The 14,954-nt window shown below is 40.1% G+C and carries 15 protein-coding genes; 12 read left to right on the plus strand and 3 right to left on the minus strand.

Annotated features, from left to right (window positions below; genetic code table 11):
* The first annotated feature begins 56 nt into the window (after nucleotides 1-56).
* From Q1B03_RS08930 to Q1B03_RS08940, 3 genes are all read left to right on the plus strand, one after another.
* Nucleotides 57-1,280, plus strand: coding sequence for an EAL domain-containing protein (locus tag Q1B03_RS08930; RefSeq protein WP_299740512.1), 1,224 nt, complete (start codon nucleotides 57-59; stop codon nucleotides 1,278-1,280).
* A 214-nt stretch (nucleotides 1,281-1,494) separates the two neighbouring features.
* Nucleotides 1,495-1,737 (plus strand): hypothetical protein, encoded by a 243-nt coding sequence (locus Q1B03_RS08935; protein ID WP_299740514.1) that lies wholly within the window; start codon nucleotides 1,495-1,497, stop codon nucleotides 1,735-1,737.
* Nucleotides 1,738-1,948: 211 nt separating this feature from the next.
* Complete coding sequence (locus Q1B03_RS08940) at nucleotides 1,949-2,449, plus strand: DUF3993 domain-containing protein (RefSeq protein ID WP_299740516.1); 501 nt, start codon at nucleotides 1,949-1,951, stop codon at nucleotides 2,447-2,449.
* Between the two features lie 60 nt (nucleotides 2,450-2,509).
* On the opposite strand, the gene Q1B03_RS08945 is transcribed toward Q1B03_RS08940, so the two are convergent.
* On the minus strand, nucleotides 2,510-2,743 hold the full coding sequence (locus tag Q1B03_RS08945; protein WP_299740518.1) for a glutaredoxin domain-containing protein: 234 nt from the start codon (nucleotides 2,741-2,743) through the stop codon (nucleotides 2,510-2,512).
* Nucleotides 2,740-3,696 (minus strand): MBL fold metallo-hydrolase, encoded by a 957-nt coding sequence (locus Q1B03_RS08950; protein WP_299740520.1) that lies wholly within the window; start codon nucleotides 3,694-3,696, stop codon nucleotides 2,740-2,742. The genes Q1B03_RS08945 and Q1B03_RS08950 overlap by 4 nt, the downstream gene beginning before the upstream one ends.
* Nucleotides 3,697-3,850: 154 nt before the next feature.
* Here Q1B03_RS08950 and Q1B03_RS08955 point away from each other — a divergent pair, with 154 nt between their 5' ends.
* From Q1B03_RS08955 to Q1B03_RS08965, 3 genes are all read left to right on the plus strand, one after another.
* On the plus strand, nucleotides 3,851-4,096 hold the full coding sequence (locus Q1B03_RS08955) for a YkuJ family protein (protein ID WP_044337569.1): 246 nt from the start codon (nucleotides 3,851-3,853) through the stop codon (nucleotides 4,094-4,096).
* Nucleotides 4,097-4,253: 157 nt separating this feature from the next.
* Nucleotides 4,254-4,694 (plus strand): cyclic-di-AMP-binding protein CbpB, encoded by a 441-nt coding sequence (gene cbpB, locus Q1B03_RS08960; protein ID WP_299740523.1) that lies wholly within the window; start codon nucleotides 4,254-4,256, stop codon nucleotides 4,692-4,694.
* Nucleotides 4,695-5,316: 622 nt separating this feature from the next.
* Nucleotides 5,317-6,810, plus strand: a complete 1,494-nt coding sequence (locus Q1B03_RS08965) for an MDR family MFS transporter (protein ID WP_299740524.1) — start codon at nucleotides 5,317-5,319, stop codon at nucleotides 6,808-6,810.
* On the opposite strand, the gene Q1B03_RS08970 is transcribed toward Q1B03_RS08965, so the two are convergent.
* Nucleotides 6,799-7,524, minus strand: coding sequence for a sulfite exporter TauE/SafE family protein (locus Q1B03_RS08970; RefSeq protein WP_299740525.1), 726 nt, complete (start codon nucleotides 7,522-7,524; stop codon nucleotides 6,799-6,801). The genes Q1B03_RS08965 and Q1B03_RS08970 overlap by 12 nt on opposite strands.
* A gap of 109 nt (nucleotides 7,525-7,633) precedes the next feature.
* Between Q1B03_RS08970 and Q1B03_RS08975 the strand changes: the two genes are divergently transcribed.
* The 6 genes from Q1B03_RS08975 (at nucleotide 7,634) to Q1B03_RS09000 (ending at nucleotide 14,954) form a co-directional block, all read left to right on the plus strand.
* Nucleotides 7,634-8,512, plus strand: a complete 879-nt coding sequence (locus tag Q1B03_RS08975; RefSeq protein WP_299740526.1) for a LysR family transcriptional regulator — start codon at nucleotides 7,634-7,636, stop codon at nucleotides 8,510-8,512.
* 96 nt (nucleotides 8,513-8,608) lie between these two features.
* A complete protein-coding gene (gene dapD / locus Q1B03_RS08980; RefSeq protein ID WP_299740528.1) occupies nucleotides 8,609-9,319 on the plus strand; it encodes a 2,3,4,5-tetrahydropyridine-2,6-dicarboxylate N-acetyltransferase in 711 nt (236 codons plus the stop codon).
* 114 nt (nucleotides 9,320-9,433) lie between these two features.
* Nucleotides 9,434-10,552, plus strand: a complete 1,119-nt coding sequence (locus Q1B03_RS08985) for an N-acetyldiaminopimelate deacetylase (RefSeq protein ID WP_299740530.1) — start codon at nucleotides 9,434-9,436, stop codon at nucleotides 10,550-10,552.
* Between the two features lie 225 nt (nucleotides 10,553-10,777).
* Entirely contained in the window at nucleotides 10,778-13,180 is a 2,403-nt protein-coding gene (locus Q1B03_RS08990; RefSeq protein WP_299740532.1) for a hypothetical protein, read from the plus strand.
* Nucleotides 13,177-14,112, plus strand: a complete 936-nt coding sequence (locus Q1B03_RS08995) for an ABC transporter ATP-binding protein (protein WP_299740534.1) — start codon at nucleotides 13,177-13,179, stop codon at nucleotides 14,110-14,112. The genes Q1B03_RS08990 and Q1B03_RS08995 overlap by 4 nt, the downstream gene beginning before the upstream one ends.
* The gene (locus Q1B03_RS09000) at nucleotides 14,109-14,954 is read left to right on the plus strand and encodes an ABC transporter permease (RefSeq protein WP_299740536.1); all 846 of its coding nucleotides are present in this window, start codon (nucleotides 14,109-14,111) and stop codon (nucleotides 14,952-14,954) included. Before Q1B03_RS08995 ends, Q1B03_RS09000 begins: the two co-directional genes overlap by 4 nt.

Raw genomic sequence — 14,954 nt, forward strand, 5'->3', positions numbered from 1 at the left:
TGTATAGTTGTGTTATAATTATGCAAAAAAACTTGAGTTATGGTGGGGGAGTGCGCATGGACGCATTAGAAGTATTAACCAATATAGAAAAAGTGATTCCGTACTTTCAACCAATTTTCAGTGCGGATGAACATAAAATTATCGGATACGAAGTATTAGGTAGAATGGAAGTCGATGAAGGGGTCATTGAGAGTCTCGGACCGTTCTTTGGAGATGAAGAGATACCGGATGAATATAAAATGGAAGTGGATGAACGTGTAACCAGACTGGCTTTAAGTAAGTTTGTACATGAGAAACAGGAGGGATACATCTTTTTAAACCGGGATGCAAGACTATTGATGCTTGATCACGGGGAATCTTTTCTGGAGCTCCTTCAAGAGTACGAAAAAAAGGGTTTGGATTTAAACAGGACAGTGATTGAGCTTTCTGAAAAAACGTTCGTCGGAGACTTCGATCAGCTTGTTCATCTGCTGCTGTATTACAAAACATACGGAATTAAAATTGCGATCGATAATGTTGGAGGTAATAGTGGTCAGTTGGATCGACTATCGCAATTCTCACCGGATATATTAAAGGTGGATTTATTCCAACTTCGAAATGATGCTGGTAATAAAGTCTACAAAGATATATTGTACAGTTTGTCAATGCTGGCCAGAAAAATCGGAGCCTCCCTCTTATTCGAGAATATCGAAATCAACTTTCAACTGCAGTTTGCCTGGTTGAATGGCGGCCGTTATTATCAAGGATTTTACCTGCAGCGCCCGTCAGCCTCATTTTTGAAACCCGATCTTCTAAAAGAAAAGCTGAAGGAAAAATGCCAGGACTATATTCGATATGAGAAGAAGCATCTTGAAGCAGGATTTGAATTCGCAGATGTCCTGCACAAAGAAATCAGTCAAAATCTGATTATGATAAAAAAACAATGCACAGAATTCGATGACGTACTCTTTGAGTTAGGAAAGAATTTTACCGATAAATGCTTCAGGCTATACATTTGTGATGAAAATGGCTTCCAAGTGACTAGTAACGTTGTTAAAGATGAACATAAATGGAAGATTGAACCAAGGTACAAAGGGAAGAACTGGAGCTGGCGCCCGTACTTTCTGGAAAATATCATTCGTATGAGGATCAATAAGAAAGGTTTATTATCTGATATATACAGCGATATCGATTCAGGAGAATCCATTCGTACGTATTCCTTTCCATTTGGCAATGGCTTGTATTTATTTATGGATCTTTCTTATGAATTCTTATTTGAGGAGGATGGTTTACTCTTTTAATTACCTGTTTGTTCAGTCTGCCCTTTTCTTGATGTCCAGCTACAGGGCTTAGAGGCTCGAGGTCATAAGATGAGCCTACCAAAAAGGCAAAGAGCGCCTTTCCGGTAGGCTCATCTTATGCTTGTCGCCTCTGAACAAAGCCCTTCCGCTTTTCTTGTATAGCCTACTCTTTATAGGACAAATTATTCTTAAGGACATATTGTAAGGAGGGGCTATGATGAGTATATATATGATTGTGCTTTCCCTGATTGTTATAGGGATAGCCGGTTATTCGTTAGTGTATACCTTTAAACTTGCTGGACAGGAGAAGCGGCTGAAGGGTGAATATGACACAGATATACCGGATGTTGTCAAGGAGCACCCTTATATTCGGAATCCTATTTTCGTGTCTATATTGATTGCAACCATTTTAATTACACTGTTTATTATATATTGGTCCGTTCGCTATTTATCTTAAGTAAGAGGGTGCCGCATGTTATCATGCGGCATCCTTTTTTGGTTAAATGTACCATTGATTTTTGTGTTTGATTGTCACATATAGGGGGAAATTTACAACCAAACCAAAATATATGTCAATCCTTGTTAGGATTTAACGAACAATTGATAACCTATCGACAATTTTCCATTGCTACAATATTTTTAACAAGCATATTAAGGAGGGAAAGCATATGGAAAAGAAAAAATTATGGCTATTATTTCTTATTTTAGGGCTCGTTATAGCGGCATGTGGACAAGTCAGTCAAACCCAAGCCTCAGAATTTTCTGAAGAAAACGCATTATCTCTTGTAGAAAATGCCTTTCATACCCAAGTATCATTGAGTGAAAAACCACAATCTAAGAAACAGATTAATGAAAAGTTGTCACAGTACTTTACAAAGGATCTTACAGAAAACTTCATCCGTGAGAATGTGTATGAAGTAGAGGGTGGTTATATCACATTTGGATCTGACTTTGCACCACACTATATTCCTTTTTTTAAGTATGATGATTCTACTAAGGTAGAATACATAGATGGAAAATGGTATGTCTGGGAAGAACGAACAGGTGAGGAAGAAGGGCCTGTATCAACGGATTCCGGTGTAGAGGCTGTCGTGGTTAATGAAGAAGAAGGTTCATGGAAGGTTTCATCCATTACATACGTATTACCGGAAAAGCTTCAAACCGAATAAATAAAAAAGTTGGCCATAAGAGAATGGCCAACTTTTTTTGTTGATGAATAATCTAAATGCCTATTTGTTTAAAGCTGCAGTCAGGGCTTCAAGATTAAATCCTGTTATTACCTCAGAGTCCACTGTGATGGTTGGGGTGGAATAAGATTTCAGCTCTTTCACAAGATAATTTCTTGCTTGTTCATTTTGTTTGATATCGATTTCTTTGTAGTCAACATTGTGTTCTTTCAGAAACATTTTGACTACTTCACAAGGGGGGCATTCTGGTTGAGAGTATAAAGTGACAATTTTCATGATGTTTCTTCTCCTTTGCTTTGCCTTATGAAATAATCTACGATTCCCATTGCAGATACATTCATATCAAGCTTTAATAATTTGAAAATCGGATTGGCCTGATCAACGCCTCTTTGGATCATTTTACTCTTCGTTAGTTCAAAAAGTACAGAAGTTATCGTTTTTACGTTCTCTTCAACTGTTTCAACGGAAGAGAACTGTTCCTTACTTTTTTCCATGAAAAGGTCAAGCCATTTTTCTACTTCCCCTAATGCAAATGATACTTCTTCAGTGACACCATAATGGCCAAAATACAAACGATCCAGCTGTAATTCCTTGTACAAACGAATGGAATCCTTCATTCGTTCAGGACTAAATTGGTTGGGGGAAGTGGAAGGGAAGTAAAAGTGCTTTGACCCAACAGTATACTGGATGCCGCATGTGTCCCCGGTGAACATCCCATTTGAAACAGAATCAAAGATGCTAAAATGGTGATTTGCATGACCAGGAGTGTCCAAAAACGTTAATGTACAGCTTTCGCTCAGTTCCAGCTTTTCTTCATGTCCCATCACAATTATTCGTTCTTCAGGAATTGGCACAATCGGGTGAAAAAGCTCATCGAATTTTTCTCCATATACTGCTCTTGCTCCTCGGATCAAGCGTGTCGGGTCAACTAGGTGCCGCCTCGCTTTCGGGTGAACGATGACCTTTGCGTTAGGGCATTCTTTCAGAAAAAGACCTGCACCTCCCGCATGATCAAGATGGATATGAGTTAAAATTATGTATTGAATATCTTCAAGATTAATGTTTAACTTAGAGAGACCTTTTTTTAGGTGAGGTATAGAAGGACTGGCAGACGTTTCGATAATGGTAAGGGACTCTTCGTTTATTATATAACTTCCTGTACGTTCCTGTAATGACAGATCCATTAGATCAACTAAGGATATTCGAGAATCTATACGATAAATACTCATCCAATCAATCCTTTCCGGGGAGAATATATTTCTACCCTTTCATTATAAAGGAATTTATGTAGAAAAAGGACAAAACATTAGATTTAACAGGATAGAATCTGGTACAATGCAAAAGCTATGACCAAGAATTAGAACAGGAAAGGAGAGACCAATTATGTCTCAGCTTCTTGGAATTATACAAAGATTAAAATCATTACAAGAACAAGGTGAACAAGGGGAAACTCAACAACGATTTTTCGAATACAATGGAAAGAAAATTTGTGAGGTAAAGTATTTACCGAAGCAAGATACATTCGAAATTGAAGTCATGAATGAAAAAGGAAGCAGTTTTCCTTTCGATAACATAGACATTACAGCGATTGAAATTTTTGAACTTCTACAAGAAGCTCAACAAGATTAATGCACTAAAGAGGTAACCATTTGGTTATCTTTTTTAGTCTTTAATTCAATCGTCAAAACATACTTTTTTGTTTCGATATGTTAAGATGGTTAGTGTCCTCTTCTTTTATTTATAGATGGGCACGCAAATTCTTATTTTTTAAAATGAGGGGTTATACATGATTTCATTGAGTAGCAAGGAGTTATTAGAAACGAATATTAAAGATTTCATTATTCCTTCTGAGAAGGTGGCTCATGTTCAAGTGGGGAATTCCCTGGAGCATGCGTTACTATTACTCACTAAGAGTGGTTACTCAGCCATCCCTGTGCTTGATCCGACATTTCGCTTTCAGGGCTTGATTAGTTCAAGTTTAATTACCGATTCCATTCTTGGTCTCGAGCGTTTTGAGTTTGAACAACTTGAAGCAAAGAAGGTAGAGGAAGTCATGACAACTGAATTTCCCATTGTATCCTTACAATCGGATTTTAAGAAAGCACTTGAGCTTTTAGTGGACCATCCATTCCTATGCGTGGTTTCTGATGACGGATACTTTGAAGGGATCATGACAAGGAGAGTTGTGTTAAAGCAGCTTCAACGACAACTGTTTAAAAGGGATTAAACCCTTCATGATAGTTACATAATGTTAAGATCATATAGGATGGCATATTTGTCATCCTCTTTATTTTACGCTCTTTTCGTAAAGTTTGTGGCTATTATAGATAAGAAAGTACTAGTTGATTTCCGCTCCAGGATGCTCGCTTTCCGCGGGGCTGGCGGTGAGCCTCCTCGGCTGCGCCTCCGGGGTCTCACCTGTCCAGCTATTCCCGCAGGAGTCGATCATCCTTCCGCTGCAACCAACTTTCTGAGCATGAATTCTTAATCGAAAACAATTAAAACAAGCTTTCTAGAAAACAATCTCATTGAAGGTAAGGAGAGATTGATTGTCTTAAGGAAGTATTTTTCAAGTATTTTTTTTAAAAGCACAAGTTGAAGCTCTGTCACAAAAAACCTATAAAAGATGGTGAGGGGAACTGCGCAGACTCCTGCGGTAGTACGGGCGTGCCGAGACCCCGTTCGGCTAAGCTGAGGAGGCTCGGCCGAACGCTAGCTGCAAGCGGAGCAGTTCCCCTCACCATCCAGCGCACACTAATTGACAGAGCCTTGCAGAACTCATGTTAAAAACAACAATCTTTCCGAAAAGAGCGTTATTTTATATTGAACACGATTTAAAGGAGAACAAGATGAGCAGTTTAGAAATGAATTCAGTCAAAAGGACAAAAAAACCGCTTGTATTGGTTGCAGTGATGCTGGCTATGTTCATGGGGGCCATTGAAGCAACAATCGTCTCTACTGCCATGCCTGCCATCGTAGGGGATCTCGGTGGTTTTTCTCTTTATAGTTGGGTGTTCTCTGCTTATCTTTTAATGAATGCCATTACGGTCCTGATTTACGGAAAGCTATCTGATTTATTTGGAAGGAAGCCGATCATCACGATTGGGATCGTTATTTTTCTTATCGGCTCCATCTTATGCGGGTTTTCTCAAACGATGGAACAATTGATCCTATTCCGATTTATACAGGGCTTTGGAGCTGGAGCGGTACTTCCTATGGCCACTACCATTGTTGGCGATATATATTCCAAGGAAGAACGTGCGAAAATACAAGGGTATTTATCAAGTGTGTGGGGGATATCTGCCATTAGCGGACCACTTGTCGGAGGATTATTGGTTGAATATGCAAGTTGGAGATACGTCTTTTGGGTCAATATCCCGCTAGGCTTGTTATCCATTGTTGGTCTATGGCTTTACTTACATGAGAATGTTGAAAAGAAAAAACCGGTTATCGACTATGGGGGAGCTTTTCTACTGGTTGTTTCCCTCTCATTATTAATGTTTTTACTGGTGGAGGGAGGAGTTCACCTGCCTTGGAACTCTTGGCAGGCGATGTTCCTGATCATTCTTTTTATTTTGGGTTTTGTAGCGTTTATTTATCAAGAGCGACGAACGGCACAGCCGATGATGCCTTTTGATTTATGGAAGGTCCGTTCCATTTTGGTCGCCAATATCGTTTCATTAACAACAGGCGTCATGTTAATCGGTATTTCAAGCTTCCTCCCTGCCTTCGTACAAGGCGTCATGGAGCGAAGCGCAACGGTTGCAGGGTTTACATTAACGGCGATGTCGATTGGATGGCCGATTTCAGCAACAATCGCGGGACGTTTATTATTAAAGATCGGTTATTTTAGAACCTCCTTGATTGGTGGATTATCACTCATACTGGGTGGAAGCATCTTTGTCATGATGGACCCAACCTACGGTCCTTTATGGGCTGCGTGTGGATCATTCTTTGTAGGTGTAGGGATGGGACTCACTTCAACATCCTTTATCGTTTCCATTCAGTCTACTGTCGAATGGCAGGTTCGAGGGATTGCAACTGCCACCAATATGTTTATGAGGAATTTAGGTACGACGATAGGGGCTGCATTATTGGGTGGAATCCTGAACAGCCGCCTACAGACATACTTGGAAGAAAGCGATAAAGATTTTTCCATAAATGATGTGAATATGCTCTTAAACAAAGTGGAAAGAGAGAAATTATCTTCTGATGTACTTGACTTGTTTCAAGGTGCGCTTACAGGTTCCTTGAAATCCGTATACCTTGTTGTTCTCCTTTTCGCCCTGTTTAGCTTTGTCGGTATCCTATTCCTCCCAAGGGACCGTTCCCTAAAGAAATAGGTTTTTTCCGAGTTGTAATATAAGAATAAAAGTGAGGATGTTTAGTAGGATTTGTATATGTTTCGTAGAAAGCTTAGATGCTAGTCTTACAGCCATCTGAGCACCTACAAGGCCGCCTAGAGCAAAGGGGATGGCAACTCCCCAATCGACGTGGCCATTATGAAAATAGACTGTAAATGCACCTGAACAGCTTACAAAGGTTTGAAAACGGGTAAGAGCCACTGATTTAAGATACGAAAGACCGTGCAACAAATGAGTGTACATAAGCATGGTAGCCTGCCCCGGTCCAAATAAACCGTCATACGTACTGATCAAGTACAAAAATCCATAAGTCCGATAGTGCTTCTGTTTATTTTCCTTTGGCTGGAATCCTTTTATTATACTTAGTAAAAGAGCAAACAGCAGAAAGAAAAAGGCCATCCATTCGAGCAAAGAGGGAGATATGCTATCCGATAAAAATGCCCCTGTCACCCCCCCGACCAGTGCAATGGGAAGAATGGGTAAACATTCTTTCCATGAAACTTTCCGGTCCCTGATTAAATAAACAAAGCTTGAAAAAGAACTCATAATATTTGAAAATTTAGCCGTAGCAATGGCTGTATGAATAGGTAAACCAATTAAAAGCATCACCGGCATACCAATCAATCCGCCGCTCCCTGCCAAAGTGCCAATAAGTGCTACAACCAATCCAGTGAAAAAGAGAATCACTTCCATTATCCAACACCTCATTTCGAGTCTACTATCAGTGTATTCCATTCCGGATAATAATGAAATTTTATATAAATTAAGATATAATATAAGAAAAACTTATGAAGGTGAAAATATGGCGTTTTCTGAATATCAATTACTAAACGTACTGGCTCAGGAAATGAACATGCGTAAAGCAGCAGAGCGGTTATTTGTATCACAGCCGGCATTATCTCAAAGACTCCAGACAATTGAAAAGGAATGGGGAACAAAATTATTCCTTCGTTCTCAAAAAGGTCTGGCATTGACCCCTGCCGGTGAGCTTGTGGTGAAATTGGCTGAAGAGATGTTGCAGAAGGAAGAGAGTGTGAAGGAAAGAATTCAAGCTTTGGAGTTTGAGGTGCATGGAACCTTAAAGATTGCTTGTGCATCCATCGTGGGTCAGAATTGGCTGCCTAAAGTACTCAAACGATTTGTTGAAACCTATCCTCATGCCAAGATTTCTTTAATGACAGGGTGGAGCTCTGAAATTCTTAAAGCGATATATGAAAATGAAGTGCATATCGGAATTATCAGGGGAACTCCTGATTGGAAGGGTCCAAAACACCATCTCTTTCAAGATACATTGTACTTGGTGGATAGAGAAATCCAATCGATTGAAGAGGTCATGAAAACCGATCGACCGTTTATCCAATTTAAGAGTGATTCAAACTACTATCAGGAAATTCAGGATTGGTGGCATCGTCAATTCCAGACAACTCCGAAAAGAACGATTGTTGTAGATCAAATTGAAACATGTAAGCAGATGACTTTAAATGGAATCGGCTACGCAATATTGCCAGCCATCACTTTAGACGGCATGGAAGAAGACATTTATAAAGTACCTTTAATCGATGAACATGACTCGTTGATACACAGGGACACATGGTTACTCGGGTATGAATCCGCATTCCAATTAAGACAAGTGGAGGCGTTTGTTGAAGTTGTAAACGAATTCATTCATGAAAACTCATAGGATTCGCGTTTATGGCTTGTCTTCTACTCTTTAATTTGATAAAGTAATTCAAGAAAACGAATTCTGAATTTATACATAATTACGGAGGGTATTCTTATGAAAATGATGGACGCAAACGAAATTATTTCTTTTATTCAAAATAGTACTAAATCAACTCCTGTGAAAGTTTACGTGAAAGGTGATTTAGAAGGGATCGACTTTGGTTCATCTTCTCAAACCTTCCTTCAGGGAAACGCTGGGGTAGTATTCGGAGAGTGGAGCGAGCTTTCTACTATTCTTGAAGAAAATAAAGATAAAATCGAAGACTATGTATTAGAAAATGATCGTCGAAATTCTGCGATTCCTCTTCTTGACCTAAAAGGGGTTAAAGCGCGTATAGAACCAGGCGCCATCATTCGCGATCAAGTGGAAATCGGTGACAACGCAGTTATTATGATGGGTGCAATGATCAATATCGGTTCTGTAGTAGGTTCAGGAACGATGATCGATATGAATGTTGTACTTGGTGGCCGTGCTACCGTAGGGAAGAATTGTCATATTGGAGCGGGTGCGGTGCTTGCCGGGGTAATTGAGCCGCCATCTGCAAAGCCCGTCGTCATCGAAGACGATGTAGTCATTGGCGCCAATGCCGTTGTCCTTGAAGGTGTAACAGTCGGAAAAGGAGCTGTCGTTGCAGCTGGAGCGATTGTTGTGGATGATGTAGCTCCATACACGGTTGTGGCAGGTACACCCGCAAAGAAATTGAAAGACATTGATGAAAAGACAAAATCCAAGACCGAAATAAAACAAGAATTACGTCAACTGTAATCATTTCAACAATAGCATGATCAAGGAGAGAACGGACGGTCGGCGTCTGTTCTTTTCTTATAAGGTCTCATTTTCGCTAACTACCCATCTATTATTCATGTAAGGAGGATACCCATGTCTACTTTAGACTTTAAGTCGATCAGGAGAGATCTCCATCAAATTCCTGAACTTGGGTTTCAAGAGTTTAAAACACAGCAATACCTATTAAATTATGTTTGTAGCCTGCCTGCTGACCGATTAGAGATTAAGACCTGGAGAACAGGGCTCTTCGTTAAGGTTCATGGCACAAATCCTACAAGAATGATTGGCTACCGCGGGGACATTGATGGCCTGCCGATCACGGAAGAAACAGGATTGGATTTTCCTTCATCACATGAAGGGAGGATGCATGCATGCGGCCATGACTTTCATATGACGATTGAGCTGGGGGTTTTAACCCATTTCGTTAACCACCCTATAGAAGATGATCTTCTGTTCATATTTCAACCCGCAGAGGAGGGACCAGGTGGAGCGAAGCCTATGCTTGAAAGTGAAATCATGAAGGAATGGAGGCCGGATTGTATATTCGCACTTCACATTGCACCGGAATATGAAGTGGGGACGGTGGCTGTTAAAGAGGGGCTGCTTTTTGCCAATACGTCCGAGTTATTTATTGATTTTAAAGGGAAAGGCGGCCATGCTGCCTATCCTCATCATACCAAGGACATGATCGTCGTGGCCTCTTCCTTTGTTACACAAATGCAGTCGATCGTGTCAAGGAATGTCGATCCATTAGACAGTGCGGTCATCACCGTCGGAAAAATGGAAAGTGGGACGGTGCAAAATATCATTGCTGAAACAGCCAGATTGGAAGGTACCATCCGTACCCTTTCAGCCGAGTCGATGGAAAGTGTGAAAAAACGGCTGGAAGCGTTAATCGATGGTATGAAAATCAGTTATGATTGTGATATTCGGGTGGATTATGGCAGCATGTATCGCCAGGTCTATAATGATCCGGAGTGGACAAATCATTTCATTTCTTTTCTCCAAAAAACGAATCGGAACCTCGTAATCTGTAAAGAAGCTATGACGGGTGAAGACTTTGGTTATATGCTTGAGGAAATACCGGGCTTTATGTTTTGGCTTGGCGTGAATTCCCCATTTGGCCTGCATCATTCTAAATTAAACCCTGATGAAGAAGCGATAGACTTTGCCATCTCCCTTCTCTCAGATTATATTGGCGGAATAAAATAATGAGTATGAATCACGGAACGTTATCTACGGATATCGTTCCGTGATTTTTTTGTCAATACAAGAAAAATTAACATAAATTTCTAAAATGGTCTTGCTAAGAGTTTATAATAGTGTAAAATTACACTTAAGGTAGATGGAGAATGAGGAAAAAGATAAAAATAATAGAAACTTTTCCCATGATGATTACGTCTATTTTTGTAGAGAGAAAGAAAGAGGGGAATGCATGTGAAAAGATGGACGAAAGCAATATTTGTGATGACATTAGGGTTCTTGATGTTTCTTTTCATGGAAGATACAACACTCGCACAAGCGCAAATTAGAATTTCAGTGGAAGAAGGAATCGATGGAAAAGTGAAGGAGGGAAGAGGTTTCCCCCTTAAAGTAACCGTAGAAAATACAGGCTCTGATTTCAAGGGAGATCTATTGTTTGACTATGCTCCTTCCTTTCAGACCGGAGGATCAAGAGCGTTATCCATAGATGTGCCAGCAAACTCAAAACGTACATACACATTATCCATTCCAGGATTCAATGATGAAATCAGGCATAATTCCAATCAGGAAACCATTCATTTGTTCCAAGGATCTTGGGAAAAAGGAAAAGAAATAAAATTTAACGGAGATAAACGATTAACTCCTAATTTCATCTATAGCAATTATACGGCCATTGGATTATTGAGTGAAAATCCTGACCGTTTGAAGGGAATTAAAGGGGCTAACATGGGAGGAAATCAGGTAGAGACGTTAACGCTCACAAAGGAAAACATTCCTGAAGAGAAGAGCGGATTTCAAATGCTTGATTATCTTATCATTGACCAATTCAATATTTCAGAACTTAGCCAGGATCAACAAAGTGCGTTAAAAAGCTGGGTTGAGACAGGTGGTGTTTTAATTATTGGAGGGGCACCTCATTTGGAGGATACTCTTGGTTCTGCAGCAGATATGGCTCCTCTTATGTTCGGGGAAGAATCAACACTCTCCGACACTTCAACCTTTAATGTGAAAAAGAATATAGAGGCTTCCTTTAACTCATTAGCAATCTATAAAGGGACTGTTAAACCAGAATCGGATGTTCTGGTTGAGCAAGACGGGATACCATTGGTCGTGAAAAGTTCAGAAGGCTTAGGGGAAGTGTGGCAGACGGCATTCTCACTGGGTGATCCTGTATTAAATGCATGGGAAAGCTATGACGAATGGTTTGCAAATGTCCTTTCTAAAACAGAGCCATACTTTTTACTTGGCCAGTCCAACGGAGATCAAAGTTTCCTGGAGAGGATTTATTATGAAGTAGCTGACAGTAATGAGCTCTTTCCGACTACTAATTTTAAAATAAGTACTCTAGTCATCATTCTCATCATTTATTTGATTGTTCTTGTACCTTTGCTCTATTTCTTATTAAGAAAAGTGGATAAGCGTGAACAAGCATGGTGGATTATTCCTGTCATCTCGGTCCTCGTTTCCTCAGGGATCTTTATCACCGGGGCTAAAGATAGAATCTCGAAGCCTCATTTGAATCAAATGAGTGTCTTAAAAGTCGAGGAAGATAAGAGCGTACACGGAATTTCAGCATTTAGCGCGTTATCAAACTCCGGGGGGGACTATGATTTTATTTCAGATAAGCATCATTTAGATATCACACCTGCAAGAGTCAGGAATAGCCCGGGGGGAGTAAATCAGTATAAGTTTGCAGTTGAAGAGATGACGAAGGATAAACGATCCATTACATTTCGGGATGTAGAATACTGGTCCACGAGGACATTACTCGGTACAAGCGAAAAGGAAGAAGTAGGAAGGTTTATACCGGAATTAGTGTTAGAGGATCAAACCTTATCCGGTACAATTCAAAATGATTTTCCATATGATTTTACAGATGTATATATTTGGTCGGGGTCCAGAATGTATCGTCTGGGGGATATGAAAGCCGGGGATACCCTCGAAGTTGATAAAAAGCTTTCAACGAATTATTTATCTTCTCCTATTGGTGTGACACCGAATATTTCATCGCCATTACCGAATCAGCAAAATATTAAGCAGCAAAAGAAAGAACGGTTGGAAAACTTCGCATCCCAAATGATTTCTGCGGATAATGAAAATAACTCCCCGGTCATTTTTGGATATACAGATGCGGAGATATTCCATATGAAGATTAAGAACAAAGAATCCAAGTCTGAAAATTTCTCATTACTTTATCAACATTTTCCTTCCCTTGGAAATTATAAGGGTGCTATTACACTTAGGAATGAACAGCTTGATTTGGATGTATTGCCTGTTAAGGGACAGGTGATTGAGCATTACTCACATAATGGTGCAGATGAGATGGGACTCGAAGATGGGACATATGAGCTATCCATTCACCTCCCTAATCAAATTGAATTATCTAAGGTTACGCTTCATTCTTTAAATATGACTCTTCATACAGGAGGGGTGCTTCAGTTTTCTCTGGTCGATCCACAAACAGATGAACGGCTGGTGATTTCTGAATCATCCACGAACTCAATCGAAGTAAAAGAAAAATTGAACAAGTATATCAATGACAAAGGGGAAATCGTTTTCGAGTTTGAAAAACGATCTCAAGGGGATCCATTTGTTCGTCTCCCTGATATTGTGTTGAAAGGAGAGGTCCGACCATGATCGAGATTCAAAACTTATCTAAAAGCTATGGGTCGTTCCTGGCCCTTGATGATCTGAACTTATCCATTGAAAAGGGAACCGTATTTGGCTTTGTTGGTCAAAATGGAGCAGGGAAATCTACGACATTTTCCATTTTGGCTACTCTCTTAGCTCCTACTGAAGGAACGGCTACAGTGAACGGATTCAATATAAGTAAAGATCCCAAAATGGTCAGAAGGCAAATCGGCTATATGCCTGACTTCTTTGGCGTGTATGATCAATTAAAAGCTGACGAGTATCTGGACTTTTATGGTGCAAGCTATAAAATTCCTGCAGAGCAAAGAAAGAAACTCATTCCCCAATTGTTGGAACTGGTGAATCTATCTCATAAAAAAGATTCCTATGTTGACCTTTTATCCAGGGGGATGAAACAGCGTCTTTGTTTAGCAAGGTGCCTCATCCACGATCCGGAAGTGCTGATACTCGATGAACCGGCATCAGGGCTTGATCCGAGGGCCAGGATCGAAATGAGGGAAATTCTTAAAGAATTAAAGAAAATGGGGAAAACGATTTTAATTTCCTCTCATATCCTTCCGGAGCTTGCGGAAATGTGTGATGAAATTGGCGTGATTGAAAATGGGAAACTCGTAGCTCATGGTTCTGTTCAGGATATTCAATTTCAACTGCAGGCAGATAAACTGATTGTCGTGAAGGTAAGGGGAATGGTGGAGAGTGCTGTGGCATTCTTTGAAGACGACCCATTTGTTTCAAAGGTTGAAGTGGATGAGGAGAATAGAACGTTTCAATTTCTTTATAAAGGAGAAGAAACGGAGCAAATAGAGCTATTGAAAAAAGCTGTTTTAAACGACATCCAGATTGTGAGTTTCAAAGAGACTGAAACGAATTTAGAAGATGTCTTTATGGAGATCACGAAAGGAGTGACACTTACATGAAACAGTTACTCATCAATCCTATGTTAAATAAAGAATTTAAACTTCGCTTTCGTTCGTTTAAAGCATTTATCGGGATGTTATGCTACTTGATTGCCGTAGGAATTGTCGTGATCGGTTTCATCTATATGCAAACGCGATTTTCAAATACTGGTTATTTTCGTCCCGAAGAAAGCCGTGTGATGTTTATGATTCTCTCATTCTTACAGCTTGTTCTCGTGTTATTCATTACACCCGGGTTAACAGGCGGTGTCATCAGCGGAGAAAGAGAGAAACAAACTTTAAGCATGTTGTTGACGACGGAGCAAAGCTCAATGAGTATAATACTGAGTAAACTGGTCTCGTCCGTTTCTTATTTGTTATTACTCGTCGTCTCAAGTTTGCCTCTATACAGCTTTGTGTTCTTGTTCGGGGGAGTTTCCCCAACGGATTTACTTTTTGTATTCGGATACAGTTTGTTCATCGTTTTTGCATTTGGTTCCGTCGGAGTTTTATATTCAACGATTATCCGAAAGACAATCGTTTCCATGGTCACAACCTATGCAACGGTTCTGTTTCTCGCAGGGGGAACGTTATTCCTCTTCATGCTCTCAATGGCAATCGGGAGCGGCCCTTATCAGAATCAGACCAATCCTGCTCCGTATTTAATCGCCATGTTTAATCCGGGGATTGTCATGATGGGTCATTTTGAACCAATGGCGATTGAAGAAATATACACTCGCAGCGGCATTACGTTTCCATTATGGATTTCATTCCTGATCATTTACACTGTTCTTGGATTGATTTCCCTGTCCCTCAGTATCATGAAGCTACGACCAAGCATGAAGGTGAAGAGTGCTAAATAA

The sequence above is a fragment of the uncultured Rossellomorea sp. genome (assembly GCF_947488365.1).
Taxonomy (GTDB): Bacteria; Bacillota; Bacilli; order Bacillales; family Bacillaceae_B; genus Rossellomorea.